A 26,586-nucleotide genomic window follows, 5' to 3' on the forward strand; every position below is an offset into this window, starting at 1 on the left:
AGTTCGGGAATCACCTGCGGGCGCTTGCAAAAAATTCCCCCATAAATGCAGGATAAAAATCCTGCTTTATTGCGTTGCTTTTTGCGCTTGCTGTATGATTTCCGACTGATGTTCCATAATTAATTTTAAAATTTAGAAATTATGGAAACTTTAAATCAGAAATGGCAGATTGTATCGGAAATTGAATTAATCTACAAATCAAAAATTAAAACCTCTGAAAGACCTCAGATCAAATCATCTAAAGACGCGTACTTACTTTTGAAATCCTCATGGGATCAGGGTAAGATAGATTATTTTGAACAATTCAAGATCTTGTTTCTGAATCATTCATTCAAAGCCTTAGGACTTTACGAAATGTCCTCAGGAGGAATAACAGGAACTATAGTAGATCTTCGCATGATATTTTCAGCAGCCCTAAAAGCAAATGCGACAAACATTATGATTACACATAATCATCCATCAGGAAATACAAGCCCCTCAGAAGCAGATAAACATATGACTGCAAAGATCAGACAGGCAGGCGAACTGCTTGATATAAAACTACTGGATCATCTAATTATAACCTCGGATACTTATTACTCCTTTGCGGATGAAGGCGCCTTGTAGGCGCCATTTACCATTTTTTGGTTAATATTTGGATTTAAAAACCATTTTTCTTTTTCCTGTCTTAATTTATAATCAGGTATTTATACTTAATAGTTTATATTCGCTAAATGATACTTTTGATATATATTAAAAAATCTTATGAATTACGGTTTTCCGTAAAAAACATAAGAGATAAACATTAATATTTGCTGACTAAATAGTCGCAGTATTCAAATTCATTTATAATTAAATAAAAAATAAAAAAATGAGCGATTTCAAAGGTTTAAAAAACTTAATGAACAAATCATTGTCAATTGCTGTCGCAGCATTGTCATCTCTTCAATCTATGCAGGCGAAAAGTTTAGAACTCCCAAAAACAATGGAGCATGATTATAATGACTTCACCAATGTAAATAAATTAAAGCCAAAATTAGTTTTGAAGTTAAATATGTCAAATCCAGAAGGACATATGCTTTTACTACATAGAAGTCACAGCTCTCATAGAAGTCATTCTTCACATAGAAGTCATTCTTCACATTACTCTTCATCGTATAGTTCGGGTTCAAGTTCGAGTTATTCAACTCAAACAACACCTTCTGCAGTATATACACCTTCGAGTTCCTCAAGCTCTTCTTCGTCCGGAAGTAGCACTTCAAGAAATTCCAATTCTTCTTCATCATCCGGATCAACTACAAAGCCTACCACAACTAATAAGGAAGTAAATACATTATACAATACTAATTATGAAAAGACTTCGCCATCAATTAAAATGACTCTTGGTGATAGGGAATTATACAAAGGATGCCAAGGAAGTGATGTAGAACAACTACAAAAACTTTTATCTGCCCTTGGATATGATATTATTATTTCAGAATATTTTGGTGACCGAACAGAAAAGGCTGTTATACAGTTTCAAAAAGATAATGAACTTAAACCAGACGGTCGTGTTTCAGGAATAACACTTTTAAAGATAAAATTAAAATCATGAAAAATATTGTAACTCTCATCAATAACGAATTACATTTTTCATTGAATGAACAACTTTACGATGAAGACGTAGTATTCAAATGCTTTTATTGGTATGGCACAGATTATAATGTAGAGATTGATAAAAAAGATAACGTTTTTTTTGTAAAAATTTCTTCTAAATCAGAAACTAAAATCGATCATGATCATTTATTAATCAAAATCAAACAGGATTTAATTGATTTTAAACTTCGTGATATTGTCACCAAAGAAACAAAAAATATAAGAGAACTCTTAACCGCAAAAGCTTTTGCACATTTCGAAACAGATGAAAATCCTGTAACTGAAATTTCTGATCCAATAGGTTTTGATCCAACTAATTTCTGATTGACAACTATGATTTCAGTAATACAAAAGAAAAATAGAAAATTTAAAGAAATTAATTATTATCAGAATCATGATGTAAGTAATTACTTTCTCCTCCCTTTTAGATTTCAAAAAATTAATTCTAAAACAGAAATTTTAGTAAACGAAGTTGGAGACTTTCTACTGGTGCCAGTTGGAACGGCTGAACAAATAATATTAAAAAAACTAGATAAAATTAAGGATGAAGATCTTTATTTAGACTTAATCAGCAACTTTTTTATATCCGAAGAAGTTATACCGCCACTTTTAAATATACTTGAAGCCCGTTATAGAACCAAAAAATCATTTTTAGATCATTTTACTGCTCTGCATATTTTTGTGATATCACTAAGATGTGAACATACTTGTCATTACTGCCAAGTGTCTCGAGTTACAGAAAACAAAGATGAATTTGACATGTCATTATACCATATTGATGAAGGAATAAAGATAATGATGCATTCTCCCAATCCGCATATTACAATGGAGTTTCAAGGAGGTGAAGCTCTCCTTGCATTCAATAATATCAAATATGCTGTATTAAAGGCTAAAGAAGAAGCCTTACTATATGAAAAACATATGACATTTGTAATTTGTACTAACCTTGCACCTCTAACAGATGATATGTTGCCTTTTATAAAAGAGCATAATATTATGATTTCTTCTTCTTTAGATGGACCAGCTTTTATTCATAACCAAAATAGACATCGACCGCAGCGTAATAGTTACGAAGTAACTATTGAAGGATTAAACAAATGTCGAGCGATACTAGGAGAAGATAATATTTCAGCGTTACTAACAACTACAAATTTATCACTGGATTATCCTACTGAAATTGTTGAAGAATATGTTAAACAAGGTTTTTCAAATATTTTTCTGCGTCCAATAAGCCCATATGGTTTTGCCACTTACAATGAAAAGAAAAACAAATATCAAACAGAAAAATTCTTGACCTTTTATAAATCTGCATTTGAAAAAATAATTGATTATAATAAAAAGGGATATTATATACGTGAAGATTACGCCACAGTAATTTTAAAAAAGATTTTAACTTCTTTTCCTGTTGGATATGTAGATCTTCAATCTCCAGCTGGAATGATTAATAATGTCATCGTATTTAATTATGATGGAAAAATCTACGCTTCTGACGAAGCCAGAATGCTGGCAGAAATGAACGACTTTACTTTTCAGCTTGGGATTCTCGGGCAAAGTACTTACAATGAAATTTTTTATGGAAAAAAAGCAATGGAAATTGCAGAAAACTGGACGAATGAATCTTTAGCAGGATGCTCTGAGTGTGCTTTTCAATCATATTGTGGAGCTGACCCTGTTCTCAATCATGCTACCCAGGGAAATATGTATGGTTATCGTCCAACAAATGTATTTTGCCAAAAAAACATGGAAATAATTCGTTATCTCTTTGATTTAATGGAAGACAAATCGATTGAAAAAATATTTAGAAGCTGGATAACAGGACATAGCGAATGATACTTAAAACTAAAGGAAGCCCGTACGACATTAATACACCCATAATCGGCAGAGTTACAAGAATTCCTGAAAATATAGAATATGAAATTTTTATTTCTGAAACTATTTTTTCAAAAACCTGGTACAAGTTTAAAGCTGTTTTATCCACCGTTAAAATCATTTCTTCTTTAGAAATTCCAATTATTCATTCAATAGAAAAACTAGACCATCTAGATGAAGGTGACATTGTAATTATCAATACAGACGGTATTATTAATACAATTTATCGTAAAAATTCTGATCATAATTTTTTACTTTTTACAGAACGCTGTAACAGTAATTGTTTAATGTGTTCACAGCCTCCAAAAGACAGAGATGACACTGATTATTTCTTTAGTCAGTACAGTCAAGCTATTCCATTAATACCTAAGGATTGCCCTGAAATTGGAATAACGGGTGGAGAACCAACTTTACTTGGCAATAGATTTTTAAAATTAATAAAGCAGTTGAAAGAAGAACTTCCTGAGACTGAGCTTCATTGTTTAACAAACGGAAGATCTTTTGCATGGGAAAATGTTGCGCAGAAAGTTGGAGAAATAGATCATAAAAGATTGATGTTAGCTGTTCCATTATATGCAGACGTTTATCACATTCATGATTATATTGTACAGGCTAAAGATGCATTTAATCAAACCATACAAGGTATTTATAATCTTGCCAAATACGGGCAAAGAATAGAAATTAGAATAGTACTACACAAACAGACAATTCCCAGATTAGCAAAACTGGCAAAATTCATATATAAAAATCTGCCGTTTGTTGAACATATCGCTTTTATGGGGTTAGAACATGAAGGTTATACCTCTTTCAACATTGATAAATTATGGATTGATCCTGTTGAATATCAACAGGAATTGACAGAAGCAGTAAGCTATCTATCAGATTTTGGAATGAATGTTTCGATCTACAATGCCCAGCTATGCACATTACCAGAGAATCTTTGGAAATATTCCCGTAAATCAATTTCTGACTGGAAAAATATTTATTTCGATGAATGTAACAAATGTGATTTATTAGATCAATGCGGAGGAATGTTTGCATCTGGAATTAAGAAACATAGTGATTTTATAAAAGCTATATATTTTTCATAGCTTAAAAAACATTTAACCAAATCTCCTATTGAGGCTTTTCTTTAGGCAATTTGTCTCAAACCAAAAAAAAAAAGTATTTCAAAAGAACCATGAAAGAAATAAAAACAGTATTTGATGCTACATTAAATTATGGAAAAGAATCTAACACGGGATTAAAAGGAGTAGTTATAGAATCTCGAGGCGGTACAAAAGAATCTAATAATTACAGAAATCCGGAGCATAGTTTATTACTTGCTTTTGTTCTGAAAAGTTTACAAAACTGTAACGTTTCTGACTTAGAAATATACGTTGCCTCTAATTCTTCATCGTATAAAAATAATACGGACCGAAAAATTTCTTTTAATGAAGATTTCAAAATAGACCTAAATAAAATACATGATTTTGAAGCCTTTTTAAAAAATATAAAAAAATCAATCAAAGAGTCGGGACAGAAAAAAACTGCATACGGAGGAAACAGCACAAAAAAAATACTTCTTTATTCTCAAGACTTTGATTTAGAAAAAATTCTTGAAAATCCTATAATCAGTTTAATTGAAAATGAACTTGACGAAGAGCAGCTGGAATATTTTTTTCAAAAAATAAAAAAGCGCTTTCGTCAATCCAAATTCAGATCAGAACTTATAAAAGCCTACGAAAAAACGTGTGCCGTAACAGGAAGTAAAGTAGAACGATTGTTAGAAGCTGCACACATACAACCGTATGCCGGAGCAGACACAAGTGTTATAAGCAATGGTATTTTACTACGATCAGATATTCACGATTTGTTTGATTTATACCACGATGAAAAACGATTGCTTACTATTTCTGAAAATTATGTAATTGAAATTCATCCTTCATTACAGGATTCTGAATATTGGCAGTACAACAATCAAAAAATAAATCTGCCCCGTGACAGCAATCACTATCCTAATTTTAGTTCCGTAAGAAACAAAGAAAAAGTAATTAAATGAAAAAAGTAATATCACTTTTTGATCAGGACAAATTATCTGATTTGAATTATGAAGAATTAAATATTTTTAAAACTAACTATTTAAAACTACTGACAGACAATCCGTTTCCTGTTGTCCCCAATTTGGGCTCTCATTATGAAATGATCACTTTTCTAAAAAGAAAAGACGAAAGCAATCCCGTAAAAATAGGTGTTTATGAAAACATTTCTCCTTTTGAAGCAGCAAACAGAATAGCATCTGATCTTGTGATTTTAAATGGTTTACTACAATTGATCGCGGCCAACAATGAGATTAAAGATGCTAAATTCACACTTCGTCTGGGCACAACGCATCATGTTGGAAAAGGAGATTTCACCATTAAAATAAAGGATGAAGAATTTGAAGGAGAAGCTTTTAATGCTGCTCCCTCTTTCCTGAAACAAAAAATGAGAAAAACTTTAAAGAAATGGGAAGGCAGTCCCAGACTACGTTATATTTTGGTGAATGTTGAAGCTTTTGAATTTATTGGTGCTTCAAAAATAGATAGCAGAGTTTTTAAAGTTGAAAATTGGCACTTGTAAAAAATGGAGGAAATTAAAACGACATTAGAAAAGAAAACTGCAGCTCTTGAAGTTGGTACGATCAGCTTACACGATCTATTTCAAAACAAACTCACGATCCCCGATTTTCAGCGCCCATACGAATGGGACGAACGATTGGTGTTAAAATTATTTAAAGACATCGATGAGCATTTCTTTTTACGTGATGAAGTAAAAGACACGAGCGACTTTTATCTGGGTTCCATTTTATTAAACAAAAACGGTGATGACGAATTGCAAATCGTCGACGGGCAGCAGCGTTTAACCACCTTTCTTATTCTGGATTATCTCATTGACCCTGAAAATTGTTTCCTGAATCACACACAGTTTATTTTTCACAGTACTATATCTGTTAAAAACATTACAGCAATTAAAAACATTATAAAAGCTAACAAGGATCAATTTTCGTTTACAAAAAGTCATTATAATTCTATCATTAACAAAATATGTTTAAATGTAGTATTGACATCAGATGAAAATAAGGCTTTTCAGTTTTTTGATTCACTTAACAGCAAAGGGAAAAAGCTGGATACAATCAATATTTTAAAATCGTATCATCTTAGAGAACTAAAAGGCGAAGAACTGCTTCAAAAGAAAATGGCTACCAGCTTTGACAGCTTAAATGCGAAAGTAGAAAGCAGCAATTTCAAAAACAATCGCATCTATTCTCTTAATTATTTTGTCACACTTTTATGGGTTCAGCACAATTACTGGACGAAAGGAAACTTTTCTATCATAACCAAAAATACAATAGAAACATTTTTTAGAGAAAATTCGATACGATACATTGACGATATAAAATTGATTAAGTTATTTCCAAGTATAAGAAATATGAACAGGACAGTAATCGACAATGAAGAATCCGATACTAATGATAATTCTATTTCTAAGGAAACAGTCAATTTTAATAAGTTTATTGAATTCAATCCCCTTCATCCAGTTCAAAAAGGTTTGGGTTTCTTCCTTTCTTTAGAAAAACTGGAGAGTTATTTTGAGCTGCTCTTTATAAATCCCCAGTCTGAATATTTAAAGAAAATCACTGAACTTGTAAAAACATCATTTAATGATTATTTCCTCCATTTCTATTATGTCTTGATATTGGGTTATTATATTAAATTTGAAGATTATCGTTTAGAAGAATTTGCATTTGAAATTGAACAAATTCTAGGCAATAAATTTTTGACACTGCAAAAGGTCCAAATGAACTCTCCTATAGTAATTATGCGTGGTGAGTTCAATATTTTACAATATATCTATCTTAATACTTCCCCAGATATTTTAATCGCCGAAACAGTTCAGTATAAAACAAAAGTTAGAGTCAGAGATATTAAAGTATATAAAAAAGACGGAGTTTTAAAAACAAGCGTAGGTGCTATTGAATATGGATTCTATACATCCAGGCCAATATATATTCGCGGAGCTTTGGCACTTTATTCAAATGAAACTGATAGCAAACATTACAGAACAATCAACTGGAAAAACAATAAATTAAACAAAGAAAATGATAGGATTTAAAACCATCGGAGAAGTTATAAAAACAGAAGATGAAATTACTGCAAACAGTTTTAGTTTAGAAAAACTGCTGTATCATCCTGTCACTATTCATCTTCAAATTCCATTGTATCAACGTTTGTATGTCTGGGAAATTGAAGAAATAAAACTTTTTGTAGAAGATATTATAGAAGCTTTTTTTGAACAAGAAGAATCCTATTATATCGGCAACATGATGTTTGCTAATACTGCTAATGATAACAACATAACTATTGATTTAATTGACGGACAGCAACGTTTTACCACTTTGTGGCTTATTTCGATCCTGCTGAGTAAATACAATGAAAATTTAAGAAACTTTGCTTTTATAAATGGCACGCCGCGTTTAAGCTTTACTTCGAGAGAAAATGTAAACGACTATTTTGCATCATTAAGTTCTAAAACCATTGATATTTTATTAAATGAAAATATCGACCTGAAAAATAGCGATGATTCAATCGAGCCAATCGTTACCGGAATTATCAACATATACAATACGATTAGGAATGGAAAGGGAAAATATGGCTGGAACACAGCGTTAATAAATAAATTTGGAGATTATATTTTTCAAAATCTACTTATGGTTCAAACCACTGTGCCTTCAAAAAATAATCTTAATCAAATTTTTGAGTCTCTGAATAGCGGCGGAAAGCAGTTAGAAAATCATCAGATACTTAAATCAAGATTTTTAAAAGTTTTAAGAGGATACAAATATTCACAAGAACAAATAGATCAATTAGTCTATAAATGGGAGGTTTGTTCTGACATGAATCTTTATATAGAAAGAAGCGTTTACAGCATAGTATCACAAAAATGGGAAGATGTAATTAATCCTCTCATTTTTAACAGCGATTTCGATTCCAATAAAGCCAATGATTATTTTTCATTAAACAACTATATTGATACTTTCAGAAAACCAATTGATCTCCTCAAAATTTTAAAAGATGAACCGGATGCATCAGTTACTAAAAAGAATAAAGAAAATAAAAGTGCTAAAAGCATTATTAGCTTTTCGCAGTTTCTTCTACACACTTTAAGAGTCTACAACCTTATACATAAAGGCGATGCAATTTCAATAGATTCAAAAAACCTGCTCTTATATTTTAACATCGAAAGTGGTATATTTTCATTTCCTGAGAATGTCGAAAAATTTATAAATCTACTATTCGATTTGAGATTTCTTTTTGACAAATTCGTCATTAAATGGACTTTAGAAGATGAAGAAAATCAAGAAAGTTTATTGGTAAATAAATACTATTTTAACAAAGTTCATTCAAACAAAGGTAAATATACATATTCCGTAAAAAGAGAATTTGTTGAAAGTAATAGACAGCTCAGTCTAGCACAGTCTGTCCTTCATATCGTACAGGAATCTAAAACACAATACTGGATTACTCCTTTTCTACACTATTTATACAACCGATATTTTCAAAATTCTATTCAAGAAACGTATGCCAATTCTATAATCTCAGCTGTATCTTTTATAGAAAATCTAGATAATTATTTTTACAATCAACAAAATGAAGACCAAAATATGTCTGAGTTGAGTTTTGCAGCACTTTCCAAGACAGAAACGAAATCACATGGAGATTTTAAATTTGTTTCGCATAAATTAACAGCATTAAAGGGAGTATTTTTCTTTAGATATTGGTTTTACAAAACAGAATATCTTATTTGGAAATATAGAAATGATTTTAAAGAGATGATACAAGATGCTGAATTTGATGTATGGAATAAATACAAAATAACTTTTAAAACTTCTATAGAGCATATTTTTCCTCAAAGCAAAAATGGTTTTGAAGAAGAAGCTGATCGCGCTTTATATCCGCAAGTAACCGATCCAATCTTAAAAGATTATTTTGGAAATTTGGTGCTGCTGACTGTGAGTGAAAACTCGCAATATGGGGCACTTGATGTAAATGAAAAGAAAATAATGCATAATTTAAAACTAGATAAAAATTCTATTAATTCCCTAAAATCATCCCTTATTTTTAAGCTGGTAGATTTTGAAGATGAGGAAAAAGGCTGGAAAAAAGGAGATTGGAATTTTAATAAAGCAAAATATCATTTAGAAGAACATTTAATGCCTTTATATAAAAAACATTTAGAATCTTAGTAATTAAAAATATTAAAAGATATACCCAGTTTTTTTGTGAAAGTCGGATGTCAAAATCTTATTTTATCAACAACTAAATTCGATGTCTCATATCAATTCTTTATAAAATTACAGCATTAAGATAGATTAGATGTTTTATAATTTTATGCTTGTTATTCTCATAGATTTTATGCATTTTTACATGATTAAAAAATAAAGATTATTAAGAGTTACCTATTGGTACCCTTATTTTTTTGAATAAACATAACACTCAGTGTTTACTGGTGCTTACGATACAGGTGGCGGAGCCTCTTTCTCCGCCAGTAGTAGTTTCAAAAGAAACTTAAAAAGTAAAAGCCTTTAAATACGTGTATTTAAAGGCTTTTTTTATTGCTTTTAGCATTTTTTATCAAAACAAAGAGGATTAAAAATACCAGTTAAAATAAAAAAACGGATGAGTTATTACCTCATCCGTTCTTGTTTTTAATCGCAAAGGAAACTGACCGCTCCTAATAATGCTGCAATTTCATTATCATTTGAAATGGAAACCTCAACTTTTAAGTCAGACTCCTGAATTGTTTTATTGAATGATGACAAAAACAAATCGCTCGCATTGGCAATTTTTCCACCGATAATAATATGATCTGCTGTAAAGTTTTTAATCCACGGAATAACAACTGTGGCTAAATCCTCTCCCATTCTTTCAAACACCTGAATTGCCTGCTGATCTCCCTTTTTTGCTAGATTATAAAGTTCTAAGCCATTATTAAGATCACTACCGCTTAAAGATTTATAATGCGATAAAAGGCCTCTAACCGAAACATAATCTTCGGCAATTCCATCTTTATAGGGCAGATTGTAAATTTCACCATCAGCGGGAACAGAATTACCCGAACTGATTGATGTTCCTTTATCAATGAAACAAGCACCTAATCCAGTTCCTAATGTTACAGCCATTACTTTTTTAGAAAGATTCTCCTGCTGTTTAAAAACTTCACCTTTTCCAAAACAAACAGCGTCATTTTCAAAAAGAACTGGAAAATCTGCAGGAAAACCCAGAGTTTCCAGAAGCAATTCTCGAATGTTTAATCCGTAAAAATGTTCGTATTTAGACTGGTCTTTAATCCAACAAACACCAGTTTTATAATCAAATGGTCCAGGCATGCAAATCGCTATCCCTGTAATATCTTTAATTTTAGAATTTTCAATTGAGGTGCTGACTATTTTTTTCCAGATACTCATGACCTGATCTGCTGGCATATTCGAATCAAAAGATTCTTTACAAAGCGAAAAATCAAGAACTTTCATTTCTGTTTTATTAATAACCGCAGCTGTAATATGCGTTCCTCCTATATCTAGCCCAATGGCATGTGATGTATTCATTTTTGTTTATTTAGCTTTAGTACTAGATATTTTTGTCTTTTAAAATTTGAGGATAATGAATACTGGTATGTACAATCATTTCGCCAAATAATGTATTCGCCCAAGCAAACCATTTACGGGTAAATTTATTCACGTCATCTTTATGGAACGATTCGTGCATGAATCCGGTGTCGGCATTGGTTTTAATCAAATTACTTATACAAGCTTTTATTTCTTTTTCGTCTACACTTGTAATCGCTCTCAAAACAATACTCATAGGCCAGATTGTATCAACTCCTGTGTGCGGACCACCAATACCTTCTCCTGCTTTTCCTTTATAGAAAAATGGATTATTCTCAGATAGCACCACTTTTCGTGTATTCAGATATAAAGGATCATTTGGAGCAATTGCACCTAAATAAGGCAATGACAATAAAGATGGTACATTAGCGTCGTCCATCATGTGGAAACTACCATATCCGTTTACTTCAAAAGCAATAATTTTTCCGAATTTCGGATGATTGATAATTCCGTGTTCATTAAGTCCTTTTTGAACTTCGTCTCTTAATTTTGTGGCTTTCGCAACCAAATCATTGTCTTTTAAAGCAGGTAAAGAGAAAATTTCGATTAAATAACCTAGTATTTCAATAGCAAACATATTGCTTGGAATCAGATAACCAAACAAAGTAGAATCGTCACTTGGTCGGAAAGTTGAAACGATCAATCCGCACGGTTTTACAGGATAACCATAACCGCCTAAAGGAACGCCATCTGTCGCCCAAGCCGTCTGACGCTGAAAACTATAAGGTCCTCCTTTGCCGTCCATTCGCTGCTGTTCTTTAAAAGTCTGAAGGATCAAAAGCATCGCTTCTTTCCATTTGGCATCAAATAAACTGATATCTCCCGTTTCTTTCCAATATCCATGCGCTAATCGAACTGGGTAACACAAACTGTCAATTTCCCATTTTCTTTCATGGATTCCGGGCTGCATTTTAGTAAGGTCATTTTTCCATTCGCTTTCCTTCGTAAAATCTTTATAAAAAGCATTCGCATACGGATCTAACAGAATACATTTCGCTTGACGATTAATTACGCCTTTTACCAGTTCTGCCAGTTTCGGATCTTCTTTTACAAACGGAATATACGGCCAGATTTGCGCTGTACTGTCTCTAAGCCACATCGCGTCAATATCTCCTGTAATTACATAAGTATCGGGTTTTCCGTCAATAATTTCAAAATCGACTGTTGTATCTAATGTGTTTGGAAAACAGTTTTCGAATATCCATGCCAATTCTGGATTAGCGATTTGTTTTTTAATACGTACAATAGCAGCTTCAATTGCTTTGCTTGTAAATTTTCTTTCGGCAACAGGAGGTCTTTTAGAAACAAAATCTTTTAGCGGAAAGGGAAAAGTATCTGAATTAAATCCGAAAGCTTCTGTTTGAAGTGCCAATAATCCTGCTGAAAAAATGCCTGCGTTTCTTATAAATTTTCTACGTGACTGCATATATTTTTATTTTGAAGTTGAATAAGAATATGGATAAGCTTCTTTTGTTGTTCCTCTTTTGAAATTTGGAGAACTTGTCATATCAAAATTTAATTCTCCCCCTTTCAATACATCAAAATGATTGATATAATTTTTGGTATGAAGAGTATTATCCCATTTTAATTCGTTTACATATTTGTTGGTTTCTGAATTATTTGGTGCATTGATAATAAGCTGTTTTCCGTTTTCTAACTGCAAAGTTGTTTTTTTAAACAAAGGTGCTCCCAAAACATATTCTTCTGTTCCTGGGCAAACTGGATAGAATCCCATGGCCGAGAAAATATACCATGCAGAAGTTTGTCCATTATCTTCATCTCCGCAATAACCGTCTGGAGTTGGTTTATACAAACGGTTCATGACTTCTCTTGACCAGTATTGTGTTTTCCAAGGTTCTCCTGCGTAATTATATAAATAAATCATGTGCTGAATTGGCTGGTTTCCATGCGCGTATTGCCCCATATTCATAATCTGCATTTCGCGGATTTCGTGAATAACAGCTCCATAATAACTGTCGTCAAAAATTGGAGGCATTGTAAATACGGCGTCTAATTTTGTGGTAAAATTTTTCTCTCCGCCCATTAAATCGATCAAACCTTGAATGTCGTGAAAAACACTCCAGCTATAATGCCAGCTGTTTCCTTCAGTAAAGGCATCACCCCATTTAAACGGATTAAAATTGGCTGGAAAACTGCCATCTTTATTTCTTCCACTCATTAATCCTATTTCTGGATTGTAGAGTTTTTTGTAATTCAACATTCGTTTTTCATACAGACTGATTTCTTTTTTCGGGCGATTTAATGCTTTCGCCAGTTTCCAGATTGTAAAATCATCATAAGCGTATTCAAGCGTTCTCGCCGCATTTTCGTTAATCTTCACATCATACGGAACATATCCTAAAGTATTATAATATTGAACACCTTTTCTACCAACCGCTTCTAGTGGACCTTCGTTATTAGCTCCGTGCAATAAAGCTTCGTATAAAGTATTGATATCATAACCACGTAATCCTTTCATATAAGCATCAGAAACTACAGAAGCAGAATTATTCCCAACCATTACATCTCTAAAACCTGGACTTGACCATTCTGGCAGAAATCCGCCTTCTTTATAATCGTTTATCAATCCTTCCTGCATTTCTTTGTTTATAGAAGGATAAACCAGATTTAGCAAAGGGTATAAGGCACGGAAAGTATCCCAAAATCCAGTTCCTGCATACATATAACCTGAGAGAACTTTTCCGTTGTATGGGCTGTAGTGCACAATTTTTCCTTCTTTGTCAATTTCATATTGTTTCTGAGGAAAGCAAACTGTTCGGTATAAACATGAATAAAAAGTTCTTAACTGATCTATATTGTTGTCTTCTACAGCAATTTTTCCTAAAACTTTATTCCATTCGGCTTTAGACTGTGAAACTGTTTCTTCAAAAGTCGATGTGCCTAATTCATTTTTCAGATTCAATTCGGCCTGCTCCTGACTTATAAAAGAAGATGCCACTCTAACATTTACTTTTTCTCCTTTTTTGGTTTTAAATCCAACCACAGCACCGACATGATTTCCTTCTGCGTCTAATTTATCAGCAGTTAAAACTTTATCAATCCAAGTTGAATTGGTTAAGAACTTCTTGTCAAAAATCATCACAAAATAGTTTTTGAAATTTTGAGGAACTCCACCACTATTTCTAGTTGTATAACCTATTATTTTATTCTCTGAAGGAATTATTTTGATATACGAACCTTTATCAAAAGCGTCGATTACAATAGAAGATTTTTCGTTTTCTGGAAATGTGATCTGAAAATGCGCTGCTCTTACTGTTGTCGTAATTTCGGTGGTAACATCATGATCAGCCAGATAAACGCTGTAATAATACGGTTTTGAAACCTCAGCTTTATGGCTGAACCAGCTTGAACGTTCGTCTTCGGCGAAAGCCAATTTACCTGTAACCGGCATAATCGAAAACTGACCGTAATCGTTCATCCAAGGCGATGGCTGATGTGTCTGTTTAAATCCCTTTATTTTTTCTGCTGTATAAGTATATGCCCATCCATCACCCATTTTCCCTGTTTGAGGCGTCCAGAAATTCATTCCCCAAGGTCTGCAGATTGCGGGATACGTATTTCCGTTGGAAAGATTGTGCAAAGACTGCGTTCCCATTAACGGGTTTACATACTCTACAGGTTCTTTAACTTGTGCATTTATGGAAATGCAACAGTGTATTAATCCAAAAAAAATTAAACTTTTTATTTTCATACTATGTGTTGTTATCCGAACAGATTTTTTAAACCTGTTAGGTATTTTTATTCTTTGTAAAATGCCTATCTCGTTTGCCTAAAGCTTAAATTATACCTAACAGGTTTTAACCTGTTAGGAAACTGCTCACTAAAAACTGAACACTGAACACTACTTACAACGGCCTATCTTCTTTCTTAACTCCAAATGTTGCTGATGGTTTATTTCCCATATATAATTTCAGCTCTCCTCCTTTTACGATCATTTCTTGCGTGATATATGATTTTGTGTAAGGCTTTCCGTTATATTCAGCTTTTTGAATATACATATTTGGAGTGCTGTTATTAACCACATTTATCGTAAATGAAATTCCTTTTTTATAATGAATTACAGCATTATTTACTAACGGACTTCCTAAAACATAAATTCCGTTTGCAGGATTAACCGAATAGAATCCCATAGAAGATAAAATATACCAAGCCGACATTTGCCCTAAATCTTCGTTACCGCACAATCCGTCTGGTTTTGTTGAGTAGAATTTCTCATCGATTTCTCGAATTAATTTCGCTGTTTTCCAAGGCTGTCCTACATACGCATACAAATACGGAATATGATGATTTGGCTCATTTCCGTGAGCGTACTGCCCTATTAAACCGCTGATATCTGGCGAAACATCCTCACCTTCTACTTTATCAGTCAGCAGGAAAAGCGAATCCAATTTTGCGATAAATTTCTCTTCGCTTCCAAATAAATCGATTAAACCGTATGGATCCTGCGGCACCAGCCAAGTGTACTGCCATGCATTTCCTTCCACATAATCATCTTTACGATGCGCTGATGAAAGCGGATTAAATGGCGTTCTCCAATTTCCATTTGTTAATTTACCACGCATAAAAGTGGTTTCTTTATCAAAATACAGTTTGTATAAATTGGCTCTTTTCGTGAAATAATTATAATCGTCTGTTTTGTTTAAAGATTTCGCCATCAAAGCGATACAGTAATCATCTATGGCATATTCTAAAGCGTTTCCAACAGATTCTAATAGTTTATCAGCAGGAATATATTCGAGTTTCTGAACATAATCCATTCCGTCACGCGTCTGCATAGCCGTTTTTTTAATGGCTTCGTATGCTAAATTGACATCATAATCACGATATCCTTTTAAATACGCATCGACAATAACAGCTATAGAATGATTTCCGTTCATGGTATTGGTCTCATTGCCCATTAAATGCCAAACCGGCAATCTGCCCTGCTGCTTATAAATCGCTAAAAACGATTTTACAATATCATTGATTTTTTCTGGCTGTGTAATGGTATACAATGGATGCAGTCCGCGGTACGTATCCCAAAGTGAAAAAGTAGTGTAATTGGTAAAATTGGCTTTTTCGTAGACTTTTTTATCTGTTCCCAGATAATCTCCGTTCGCATCATTAAAAATGGAAGGCGCAAACATAGTGTGATACAATGAAGTATAGAAAACTTTCATTGTTTTTTCGTCTGCTTTTATCTGAACTTTATTGAGCTCTTTGTTCCATTTTGAATCTGCCAGTTTTACGACAGCTTCAAAATCCCAATTCGGGATCTCTGCTTTTATATTAGCAGATGCATTTTCTGTACTAACTGGAGAAATCCCCACTTTCACCAGAATCTGTTTATTTTTTAAGGTTTTGAAATCTAAAACCGCTTTTATTTTTAAGCCCTCACCTTCTGTTCCTTTAACTACGGCTGTACTGTCGTAAACCATCATATTTGTGATTGGTTCAGAGAATTCCATTGCAAAATAAATGCGTTGATCTGCTGCCCAACCTGCAGAATAACGATAGCCTTCAATCTTAGTTTCGCTTATTTTTTTAATGAACGTTTTTACAGGTCTGTCCCAACCAATTCCGTCAGCAAGATCAATTAAAATGTGTGAATCGTTTGTGTTCTCAAAAGTATATTTATGAAAACCGACTCTTTCGCTGGCTGTTAATTCGGCTTTAACTTTATATTTATCCAGTAAAACGCTGTAATATCCTGGTTTTACAACTTCGTTTTTATGAGAGAAATACGAACCATAACCGTTTACCATATCTTCTTTTGTTCCTTTGGTCAAACCGACTTTTCCGCTGACAGGAAGCACCAGAATATCATTTAAATCTCCAATTCCTGTTCCACTTAAATGCGTGTGTGTGAAGCCTAAAATGGTATTGCTGGCATAATTGTAACCGCTGCACCAATCCCAGCCTTCAAAAATATTTACCGGACCTAGCTGTACCGCTCCAAAAGGAACATTTGCACCCACAAATACGTGGCCATGTCCAGCCGAACCAATAATCGGATCTACATATTGTGTATAATTTACATTGGTTTGTTTTTCCTTTTTTTGCTGCGAAATTGTTGGATTGGCGAATAGTAAGCTCAAAGCCAAAAAACTATTAAATAGTATTCTCATATATTTTTATTTTTGATTGCGTCTGTTTAAGTTTGAAGCAAATATTTTTAAATTCTGTATGTTAGACGCACTGCGGTGCGTCTCTACAAAAAACCTTTGTCCCTTAGAACCTTAGCATCTTAGTACCTTTTAAGAACCTCATACAAAGAATAAATCTTAATCTCAGGCTTTGCTATTTTTCCTTCAAACGAAATTGTTTTTTCTTCTCCTGCTTTTAGATCAAAATAATTATCGCTCCATTTTCTACTATAACCTTTCATTGAAACGCAAATATATTTTGCCATTTTCTGTGCTTTTATAATTATGTTATTCCCTTTTATTTTCCAGCTTATTTTTGGGTCTTCTAGTGATAAATCTTTTGGATGCATAAAATCGGTTTCTGGTTTTATGTCATCTCTGTAGGCTTCTTTTATGGCATACCAAGCCGCTTTTGGCTGTCGATTATGGTAATCGGTAATACTCCAGCTTGCTACAGGCCAGCAGTCGTTTAATTGCCAGACTAGAGTTCCCATATTATAAGGCGCTTTCAAACGATGAATCCCAACAATATTTTTTATGGAATAATAATGCAGACACTGACTCAAATAGGCATAATCTTCTAAATTCATTTTTTTAATTTTAGAAGCATCGATGAAATACTTACCGAGATAGGAATCTAATTTTTCAAAACCTTTGCCCGCTTTTAAATGTACTTTTAGTATATCTGAATATAAATGTCGGTCTTCTGATGAAGTAAAACCTTCAATTGAATTATAATTTGGTAAAGACAACATTCCGTATTCGCTCACAAATCTTCCTGTTTTTTTCTGAACGGCTTCAATATCTTCCAATCCCCACCAAATTCCCCAATAATGGCTGTCTCCTTCAGTGATGCTTTTGGCTTTTGACCAATGGTATAATGGCGAAGAGCTTAAATACGGACGTTTATCATCGACTTCTTTTACCCATTTTGGAATACTGTCATGAAACAAACGCGTATAATCTTTCCACAAACGAATGGAATCTTGCTTTGAAATTTTGAAACTTTTCATCCAGCCCCAGTTTTTAAAGGCTTCATCAGATTCATTATTTCCGCACCATAAAACAATACTTGGATGATGGCGCAGTCTTTTTACCTGATACTGAACTTCTTTTTTTACATTATCAAAAAAAGCATCATCTCCAGGAACCATCGTGCCTGCAAACATAAAATCTTGCCAAACATTTATGCCGTATTTATCGCATAAATCGTAGAAATAATCGTCTTCGTAAATTCCTCCGCCCCAAACGCGAAGCATATTCATATTGGCTTCTTTGGCAGATAAAACTATTTTTTCATATTCTTTTTTATTTACTCTCGAAAGAAAAGCATCTGATGGAATGTAATTGGCTCCTTTCATGTAAACGGGTTTTCCGTCAATTTTAAAATAAAAAGAGCGCCCGAGACTGTCTTTGTCTTGTATCAATTCAATTTTTCGATTTAACACATACGGTTTTTCAGGTTCTTTTTCATCGTAAGCTTCCAATCTTGGCGTTTTCCATATTCCGCAAGTTGTAAATTTTGGTCCCCAATCCCAACCAAAATGGTATTGTGCTTTACGTACATAAGCACGCGGATTGTCTGGAATTATAAATGGATAATCTTTTTTAGCCAAAGAATCAACCACATTTTGTGCCGATTGAAATACGATTCTCAAATCATTATTTCCTGATTTCAAGACTTTTTTAACCTCAACACGCCATTGACGAAACATATTATCGGCTTTTAAAACCAACTGATTATTTAAGTAAACAGAAGCATAAGTATCTAATCCGTCAAAAACTAATTCTGTGTTTTTCTTTTTCAGCATATTTGCCGAAACCTGAAAAGCAGTTTTGTATTCCCAGTTTTTGCGTTCAATCCATTGCAGTTTTTTTTCGTTATCTCTGTAAAATGGATCTGGTATTAATTTGCTGTTGAGCAAATCGGTGTGAATTTCTCCCGGAACACTAGCCGAATACCATTTTTGTGTTTTTTCTTCACGATATGTCCAATTGTTTTTTAAATCAATTTTCTGCGAAAAGATAATTGATGTAAAACCTGCCAGAAATAAGGACATTATCCAATGAAGTTTATTTTGATAATTCATTTTACTGAGTAATATATTAATACCTTCTAAAATTACTAAAAAGGTAAGTAATCTGGTAATTTGGCAGTTTTAGAGAAGGAAAGAACTGACCGCATCTATTCCTTCTCTTTAGAATTTATTCTTTGTTAGTAACTCTAAAATACAACTAGAAATATCTTCTTTACCACTGCCTATGCTTTGTTTTATTTTGATGTGGATTGTTTTAAATTCAAATAATTGAAATAAACTTTAAGTATAGTATTTTTAAATTTTTAAAATACAGAAAATAAAATCCATCTTTTTCAGCAGAACCAAAATTTGTTTTATGCGAAAAAAAGGGTATTTGAATCTATAAAATAACTTTTCAAATATTTACTTCTCAGATCAATCAATTGCAGATTTTAAAAATAAGCCGGGTATGCTCATTACCCGACTTATCTTAACTAACCAACCAATTTAAAAATTATTTATCCCACCAGATTCTTGTGGTCATTAAATCTAAACCTTGACGTTGAATTGCTTCTTTATAATTAGCCTCGTTTGTAATAAGTTCTGACTGATCATAAATTAATCTTCTCGGAATTGTTCCTTTTGTTTCTCCAGTTGGATCATTAACAGGAACTAAAACTGGGTAACCTGTTCTTCTGTATTCTGAAAATGCCTCAAAACCGTTGAATAATAATACAATCCATTTTTGCGTGATAATCTGTTCGATTTTCTGCGCTTCTGTCCCTGTAGATTTAAATGGATATGTTGTAATGTAAGTGTTGTATTCTGCTAATGAAACTGCTGGCACTTTATCTCCAAAAATGGTCAAAATATTCATCGCTGCTCTTACTCCATTTTCATAATACGTTTGAGCCGATCCTCCAACGTTCCATCCTTTTACTGCTGCTTCAGCCAATAAAAACTGCACCTCAGCATAAGACATAATTAATGTTGGAGCATCTAAACGCAATACTGTAGAAGTATTTGGGTCTGAAAAAAGTTTTTTGTCTCCTCCTGGAAATTCTTTTGCATCATTTGCCAAACCTTGCTGACTTGCCGGATTATTGTCTCCTGTAGCTTCCAGTTTTGCATAAATTCTTAAACGTGGATCGTTTGTGTTTTTCAACATATCGATAAACGTTTTACTAAATTTAATGTTCGATTCTCCTCCGTTCAAATCGTTTCTAACCCAAGAAGATGTAATTGGATTGGTTTTAACTCCTGCAGGACCTGCATCGTGTTTTAAAACCAAACTGTCATCATTTGAAGTAAAAACTCCTTTTGCATAAGCCTTTTCTACAAATTCTTTTGCTTTTGCAGGATTTACTTTAGATAGACGCATTGCCACTCTCAGCATTAAAGAGTTTGCTAATTTTTTCCATCTTGCAACATCACTTTGGTAATACAAATCTGCATTTCCAACGAAAGGTTTTCCAGCGTCTAAAGCAGTTCCTGCTTCGTCTAATTCCTTTAAAAGATCATTGTAGATAGCTTCTTGCGTATCATATTTTGGAGAAAATACGTTTCCGTTGTATCCTTTTCCAGCATCAAAATAAGGAACTTCACCATAAGTATCTGTCAATTTTTGGAACAAGAAAACTTTCATGATTCTACAAGCCTGAATCATATTTGAATTCTCTGGCGTATTCTCTACCACAGATAATAACTGGAAAATCTGATTTAATCCTTTTCCGTAAGTTTCGCCAAAAAGCGCTGCAGAATATTCAGAAGAATAGCTGTATTTTGAACCTGGTCCTCCAAGTGAAGAAAACTGCTGTACAATTTGTGCTGCGTATAAATTGTTTCCTCTTGTATTAGAAAAATCTTGCCCATCTACATAAATCTCAGCAAGCGTAAACATTGATTTTACAGCTGGATCTGTTAAAGCATTTGGATTCTTATTCATTTCTTCGAATCCTTTATCGCATGAAGCTAATGTCAAAGCACCAACAATTGCGACACAAAATATTTTGATATATCTATTTTTCATCTTTTTAAGAATTAGAATTTGACATTAAGCGAAAAACCATAGTTTCTTGTCAATGGCATAGAAGCTCTCTCCATACCTTGAGCATTACTGTTTGAGTAATTTGACTCAGGATCGATGTTTGGAACTTTGTCATAAATAGTCCATAAATTATGAGCAGAAAATGCTAAACTAACAGACTGGAATGGTGTTTTTTGCAAGTATGCTTTTGGGAAATTGTAAGCGAATGAAATTGCTCTAAGCTTAACAAAATCAGCATCATAAACAAAGTTTGAGGTTACATCACTGTAACTTCTCCAGTAATCATAAGCCGAAACAGTTTTATTAACTGGGTTTCCGCTCACATCTGTTCCGCTTACCTGAACACCATTTTCACGACCTGGAAGTGTAATTTCAGATAATCCGTAACGTGTTCCTAACTGGTTTGTTGCAGAATAGATTTCTCCTCCAAATTTCGCATCAACAAAAACTGAAAGTGTAAAACTTTTGTATGAAAAATCATTTGAAAGTCCCATAGACATTGGCGCAACACCTTGCCCTGCAATGATTAAATTTCCTCTTAAGAATTTACCATTTGTATCCAAAACAATATTTCCGTTTGCATCTCTTAAATAGTCGTATGCTTTAATAACTCCAAAAGGCTGTCCTTTTTCTAGAACGACATTAGCTCTTCCGTCTCTGTTTCCTTCTAATGTTTTTGTTGTGATTTTATCAGAAAGATTTAAAACTTCACTATCGTTGTAAGCAAAATTATAACCTACATTCCAAGAAAAACTTGGCGTCTTAACAGCTTTCACATTAACAGCAAACTCCACCCCTTTGTTTAGGATTTCTCCAACGTTGATTTTTGTAGTTCTATAACCAGAAGCCTGAGAAACATCAGCATCGGTAATATCATTCGTTGTCTTTTTGCTATAGAAAGTCAAATCTGTACTCACTCTGTTATTGAAGAATGTATTCTCGAAACCAAACTCAATTGTACTTACATTATAAGGTTTTAAAGTTCTGTTTGGAATTGTTTCTCCATTTACACCCAAAATTGGCTGTCCTAATGAATCTGTCTGTCCGTCTGGCGTTGTGTAAGTCAATGCTAAAGCATAAGCATCTGGCAATGCACCTCCAACGTTACCCCAACCTGCTCTAATCTTACCATAAGAAATCCATTCTGGAAGACCGATTACTTCAGAATAAATAAAACTTGAACTTACAGAAGGATAAAAAGTACTATTGTTTGAAGGATCTAAAGTTGAAAACCAGTCTTCACGGCCTGTTAAGCTAAGAAACAAGTAATCTTTGTATCCAAGATCTGCAGAATAGAAAAGAGAATTCACTTCACTTTCTGAGAATAATTTTTCAGTTTTATCAGGCTGCGTATTTCCGTAGAAATATTTGAATGGAACGATAAAATTGTTTCCTTTCATTTTGATACCGCTGTATCTGTTATGCTGACGGTTTGCTCCAATAAAAGCATCTAATGAAAGATCTTTAGCAATATCTCCTTTGTAGCCTAAGAAACCAGAAGCATTTACTTCAGAACGAGTTTCGATTCTGTTTTCGATAGATCCGCCTGGGTTATAATTTATTCCAGTAGGCTCAATTTCAGTATATTCATAATTAACATCATCAATACCAATAACAGCTTTAGCATAAATTTTGTCTGTAATGTTATAGTTTACTTTTGCCGAACCGATAAAACGCTTTCTAAGATCGTCGTTTAATGGAGATTTCGTAGCAAAATAAGGGTTTGTATGATATACGTTTGCTCCCAAAAAGTCTTCTTCACCTCCGTTAGCATCGTAAGGATTGCTTAACCATCTAATATCTGAACCTGGAGTCATGAAAGTAGTAGGAAAAGAAGGGTTTCTTGGTGAATCATTTAAGTATGGACGATTATGGCTTTTTTCAGAAATATATTGAGCATTACTTTCAATGCTGATTCTTTTATTTGGAGCCGAGTTTAAGCTCAAAGCCACGTTATTTCTTCCGAAAGTAGTTTCTGGCATAATAGATTCATCTTTAGTATTTCCGAAAGACAATCTAAAGTTAGTAGATTCATTTCCTCCAGAAATTGCTAAAGTATTACTGAAAGAATATCCAGTTCTGTAGAAATTCTCCACATTATCTTTTCCGTAAGCCTGATAAGGTCTTGTTTTTCCATCAAGTGATAATGAAGGCGTACCGTCATACTTATCTCCCCATGCAAAATAATAAGAATCTCTAAGTTCCTGTAAATTGTTAAATCTAGTTGGCACACCACTCGCATTTGGAGCTCCAGCACCGTATTGATCCTGCCATTTCAAAAGGCTTGCAGGTGTATTGAAAGCAGAATTTGTACTGAAATCTACTCCAATTCCTGTTCCGTTTTTACCTTTTTTAGTTGTGATTAAGATAACACCATTTGATCCTCTGTACCCATAAAGAGCAGAAGCCGCACTACCTTTTAATACAGACATCGAAGCGATATCGTCTGGATTAAAAGACGACATACCATCTCCTTTATCGGCACCTCCCCACATTCCGGCATTTCCCTGCTGTGTATTATCGATCGGAATTCCGTCAACAACATACAACGGCTGATTAAGACCAGATGCAGAAGTTGCTCCACGAATTACCACACGGCTAGAACCTGAAGGTCCTGTAACTGGCGCCGAAACGTTTACTCCGGCAATTTTACCTTGAAGAGCGTTTCCTAAGTTAATTTCTTTATTTTTTGTCAGATCCTCGCCTTTTAGTTCTCCAACTGCGTAACCTAAACTTTTCTTTTGTTTTTTAACTCCAAATGAAGTTACAACAACATCTTTTAATTCTTGCGTAGTTTCAACTAATGTAACTGCAACTCTTGTATCTTTTTCTTGCACTGCCACTGATTGTGACTGAAACCCTATAGAAGATACATTTAAGGTAACTTTTCCTTCAGGAACATTCATTCTAAATCGGCCTTCGGCGTCTGTAATAGAACTAAATGGTTTTCCTTGAACTTCGATTGATGCACCGACAATTCCCTTGTTCTCTGCATCTGTAACTATACCGGTTATTAATCGATTTTGCGCGGCAGCACTCAAACTGCTAAGCAATATCACTCCTAACACTGCTAATATTCGTCTCATAAGCGTTTTTTTGGTTATTGGTTTTGATTTTGTTTTGTTGATTTGATCTGTTGTTTGTTTTTAAATAATTAATAAAAAATTGTACTCTGTTTGCAATATCACGACAAGCAGCTTTTTTGAATTGCTGCTGTATTTTTATTCTTACTAAATCGTTTTAGTGAAATGATTAAAAAAAAGCCTCAACTTTTTTAATTCAATTTTTAAACTGATTCCCTGACAATTAAAGTTCCTCTCTTGAGAACTTTTTCAATTTTGAAATCTTCAAAGTTTGTCATCTGACTCATTAACAGCTGTATCGATTTGACAGCAATTTCTTCAATGGGCTGCGCAATGACTGAGATTGTTGGTGTATGCAATTTGAAGCTGTCATGATCATCAAAGCTTATAACAGAAACGTCTTCGGGAATTTTATATTTCAAAGTCCTGAAAGCCTGGAGTCCTGCAAGCCCGAGATAGTTGGCTGAAAAAAGAACCGCATCTATCTCTTTATTTTTCTTAAAGAAATTTACTATCGCATCAATTCTGCTTTGTTCACTTATATGATAATCTAGATGAAGCGTGTAATTTTCGTTATAAATTCCTTCTTCTTTTAACGCATCTACATAACCTTTTTCTCTTAATTTCATCTGAATCATTCCTGATTCATTATTCACAACGGCAATATTCTTTTTTCCTTTGCCGATTAAAAATTTAGTAGCTGAGTAAGATCCTTCATAATTATCCATTAGAACGTGACTTACTTTTTGATTGGCAAAATATCGGTCGATTAAAACCACTGGCTTTTGAAGTTTTAAAAGCTGGCCGATTGTTTTCTCTAAATTTCGAGTCGGTGTAATAATAAAACCTTCAACATTTGCTTGTAAAAGACTTTGTACAAGCTCTTCTGAACGATTATTATCATCACCCGTACTACAGTAAAAAACTCTGTAATCTATATTTTTTGCTTCATCTTCTATAACTCTCGCCAAATCTGCAAAAAACTGATTGGAAATATCTTCTACAATAAGTCCGATCGATCTTGTTTTTCCTGTTCTCAAACTGCTCGCAATCATGCTTGGCTTATATTGCAGTTTTTGCGCTACATCCTGAACCTTTTTGATTACAGTTGGACTAATAGCCATTTTTTCGCCTTTTCCGTTGATAACAAAAGACACAGTAGAAATAGAAACTTCTGCTTGTTTAGCAATATCTCTAATTGTAATCTTTTTCATCTGGCAACAAATTTATTTTTGAATACTTAGTACATCGCAAATATATGCAACTACAGTTTACAAAAACGTTTTAGTAAAATTTTTTTTCAATAAATCTCTTTTTTAACGCCAAAATAAAACGAAAAATTTAGCAAATACTAGATTTTACTAAGTTATTGTCATTTTGACTTTTATGATGGATTTTATGATTTTTATACTGTTTTAGCTGTATTTTGATAGAGTTTTTAACAATATCGAATGTTCCTTTTTTACAAAAACTTAAAAAATTTTACAATTGTTTGGAATATTCTTTCTCTGCATAAAAAAAACCGATTAGTTTCCTAATCGGTCTTCTTTAAACTCATTCATATATTTTAGACTTTCTCACAAGCCTTATAATTCTCTAATTAAAATCATAAACAACACATCAAATTAGAGTTTTTATTAACTTCTAAAAGGAATTATTTAACTGATTTCTTGATAAATAAATTCTCTATTTCATCGATAATTTTTAGTCCTTCGGCAATTTCTTTTGCTGTCTGAGTCTTTTTTACATTTGTTTGTAGCGACAAAAACTCTATTTTACCTTTATAAAATTCTATTTGCTCTGATAAGAACTCAAGTTTTTCTTTTAAAAGATTATTCTCGGCTTTCAATGTTTTAATTAGCAAATCCTGATCTTGACTAAAACTTTTCGAATCTTCAATATTGTAACTTCCAATTTCAGCATTTTCAGAAAGCAAGTATTCAAAACTTATTTCAAACAAGTCATGCAACTTAACTATAAAATCAAGCTTTGGCATAGTTTCTTTCCTATAATTTCGAATGTTTGCCTCACTTGTATTCATTGCCTTCGCAAATGAACTATTGTTTCCCTTAAATTCTTTAACTGCTATATCATCAATCTTTTCATTTATCGTGCTCATCTA

The 26,586-nt window shown here is 33.2% G+C and carries 18 protein-coding genes; 9 read left to right on the plus strand and 9 right to left on the minus strand.

The features are described from left to right. Positions 1–141: 141 nt before the first annotated feature. The 9 genes from DMA14_RS06435 (at position 142) to DMA14_RS06475 (ending at position 9,748) form a co-directional block, all read left to right on the plus strand. Positions 142–606 (plus strand): JAB domain-containing protein, encoded by a 465-nt coding sequence (locus DMA14_RS06435; protein WP_111423945.1) that lies wholly within the window; start codon positions 142–144, stop codon positions 604–606. 244 nt (positions 607–850) lie between these two features. Then, positions 851–1,573 carry a peptidoglycan-binding domain-containing protein gene (locus DMA14_RS22890; RefSeq protein WP_111423946.1) on the plus strand — a complete coding sequence of 241 codons (723 nt, stop codon included), beginning with the start codon at positions 851–853 and terminating at the stop codon, positions 1,571–1,573. Next, on the plus strand, positions 1,570–1,938 hold the full coding sequence (gene hxsD / locus DMA14_RS06445) for a His-Xaa-Ser system protein HxsD (protein ID WP_111423947.1): 369 nt from the start codon (positions 1,570–1,572) through the stop codon (positions 1,936–1,938). Before DMA14_RS22890 ends, hxsD begins: the two co-directional genes overlap by 4 nt. Positions 1,939–1,947: 9 nt before the next feature. Then, positions 1,948–3,444, plus strand: a complete 1,497-nt coding sequence (gene hxsB, locus DMA14_RS06450; RefSeq protein ID WP_111423948.1) for a His-Xaa-Ser system radical SAM maturase HxsB — start codon at positions 1,948–1,950, stop codon at positions 3,442–3,444. After that, positions 3,441–4,574, plus strand: a complete 1,134-nt coding sequence (gene hxsC / locus DMA14_RS06455; protein ID WP_111423949.1) for a His-Xaa-Ser system radical SAM maturase HxsC — start codon at positions 3,441–3,443, stop codon at positions 4,572–4,574. The genes hxsB and hxsC overlap by 4 nt, the downstream gene beginning before the upstream one ends. An 89-nt stretch (positions 4,575–4,663) precedes the next feature. Continuing rightward, a complete protein-coding gene (locus DMA14_RS06460) occupies positions 4,664–5,524 on the plus strand; it encodes an HNH endonuclease (RefSeq protein WP_111423950.1) in 861 nt (286 codons plus the stop codon). Further along, positions 5,521–6,084: a hypothetical protein gene (locus DMA14_RS06465; protein WP_111423951.1), complete on the plus strand. Its 564-nt coding sequence runs from the start codon at positions 5,521–5,523 to the stop codon at positions 6,082–6,084. The genes DMA14_RS06460 and DMA14_RS06465 overlap by 4 nt, the downstream gene beginning before the upstream one ends. A 3-nt stretch (positions 6,085–6,087) precedes the next feature. Beyond that, a complete protein-coding gene (locus DMA14_RS06470; RefSeq protein WP_111423952.1) occupies positions 6,088–7,617 on the plus strand; it encodes a DUF262 domain-containing protein in 1,530 nt (509 codons plus the stop codon). After that, positions 7,604–9,748 (plus strand): DUF262 domain-containing protein, encoded by a 2,145-nt coding sequence (locus tag DMA14_RS06475; RefSeq protein WP_111423953.1) that lies wholly within the window; start codon positions 7,604–7,606, stop codon positions 9,746–9,748. Before DMA14_RS06470 ends, DMA14_RS06475 begins: the two co-directional genes overlap by 14 nt. A 462-nt stretch (positions 9,749–10,210) precedes the next feature. Here DMA14_RS06475 and DMA14_RS06480 read toward each other — a convergent pair whose 3' ends face one another. The 9 genes from DMA14_RS06480 to DMA14_RS06520 form a co-directional block, all read right to left on the minus strand. Beyond that, entirely contained in the window at positions 10,211–11,110 is a 900-nt protein-coding gene (locus DMA14_RS06480; protein ID WP_111423954.1) for an ROK family protein, read from the minus strand. 22 nt (positions 11,111–11,132) lie between these two features. Further along, positions 11,133–12,596, minus strand: coding sequence for a glycoside hydrolase family 125 protein (locus tag DMA14_RS06485; RefSeq protein WP_111423955.1), 1,464 nt, complete (start codon positions 12,594–12,596; stop codon positions 11,133–11,135). Positions 12,597–12,602: 6 nt separating this feature from the next. After that, on the minus strand, positions 12,603–14,882 hold the full coding sequence (locus tag DMA14_RS06490; protein WP_111423956.1) for a GH92 family glycosyl hydrolase: 2,280 nt from the start codon (positions 14,880–14,882) through the stop codon (positions 12,603–12,605). 154 nt (positions 14,883–15,036) lie between these two features. Next, complete coding sequence (locus DMA14_RS06495) at positions 15,037–17,298, minus strand: GH92 family glycosyl hydrolase (RefSeq protein ID WP_111423957.1); 2,262 nt, start codon at positions 17,296–17,298, stop codon at positions 15,037–15,039. A gap of 119 nt (positions 17,299–17,417) precedes the next feature. Then, complete coding sequence (locus DMA14_RS06500; protein ID WP_238989925.1) at positions 17,418–19,406, minus strand: beta-mannosidase; 1,989 nt, start codon at positions 19,404–19,406, stop codon at positions 17,418–17,420. A 442-nt stretch (positions 19,407–19,848) separates the two neighbouring features. Further along, positions 19,849–21,363 (minus strand): SusD/RagB family nutrient-binding outer membrane lipoprotein, encoded by a 1,515-nt coding sequence (locus DMA14_RS06505; RefSeq protein WP_111423958.1) that lies wholly within the window; start codon positions 21,361–21,363, stop codon positions 19,849–19,851. Positions 21,364–21,374: 11 nt separating this feature from the next. After that, a complete protein-coding gene (locus DMA14_RS06510; protein ID WP_111423959.1) occupies positions 21,375–24,467 on the minus strand; it encodes a SusC/RagA family TonB-linked outer membrane protein in 3,093 nt (1,030 codons plus the stop codon). 200 nt (positions 24,468–24,667) lie between these two features. Next, positions 24,668–25,678, minus strand: coding sequence for a LacI family DNA-binding transcriptional regulator (locus tag DMA14_RS06515; RefSeq protein WP_111423960.1), 1,011 nt, complete (start codon positions 25,676–25,678; stop codon positions 24,668–24,670). Between the two features lie 440 nt (positions 25,679–26,118). After that, positions 26,119–26,583 carry a hypothetical protein gene (locus DMA14_RS06520; protein ID WP_111423961.1) on the minus strand — a complete coding sequence of 155 codons (465 nt, stop codon included), beginning with the start codon at positions 26,581–26,583 and terminating at the stop codon, positions 26,119–26,121. Positions 26,584–26,586 lie beyond the last annotated feature (3 nt).

The sequence above is a fragment of the Flavobacterium sharifuzzamanii genome (assembly GCF_003254585.1).
In the GTDB taxonomy this organism is placed as follows: Bacteria; Bacteroidota; Bacteroidia; order Flavobacteriales; family Flavobacteriaceae; genus Flavobacterium; species Flavobacterium sharifuzzamanii.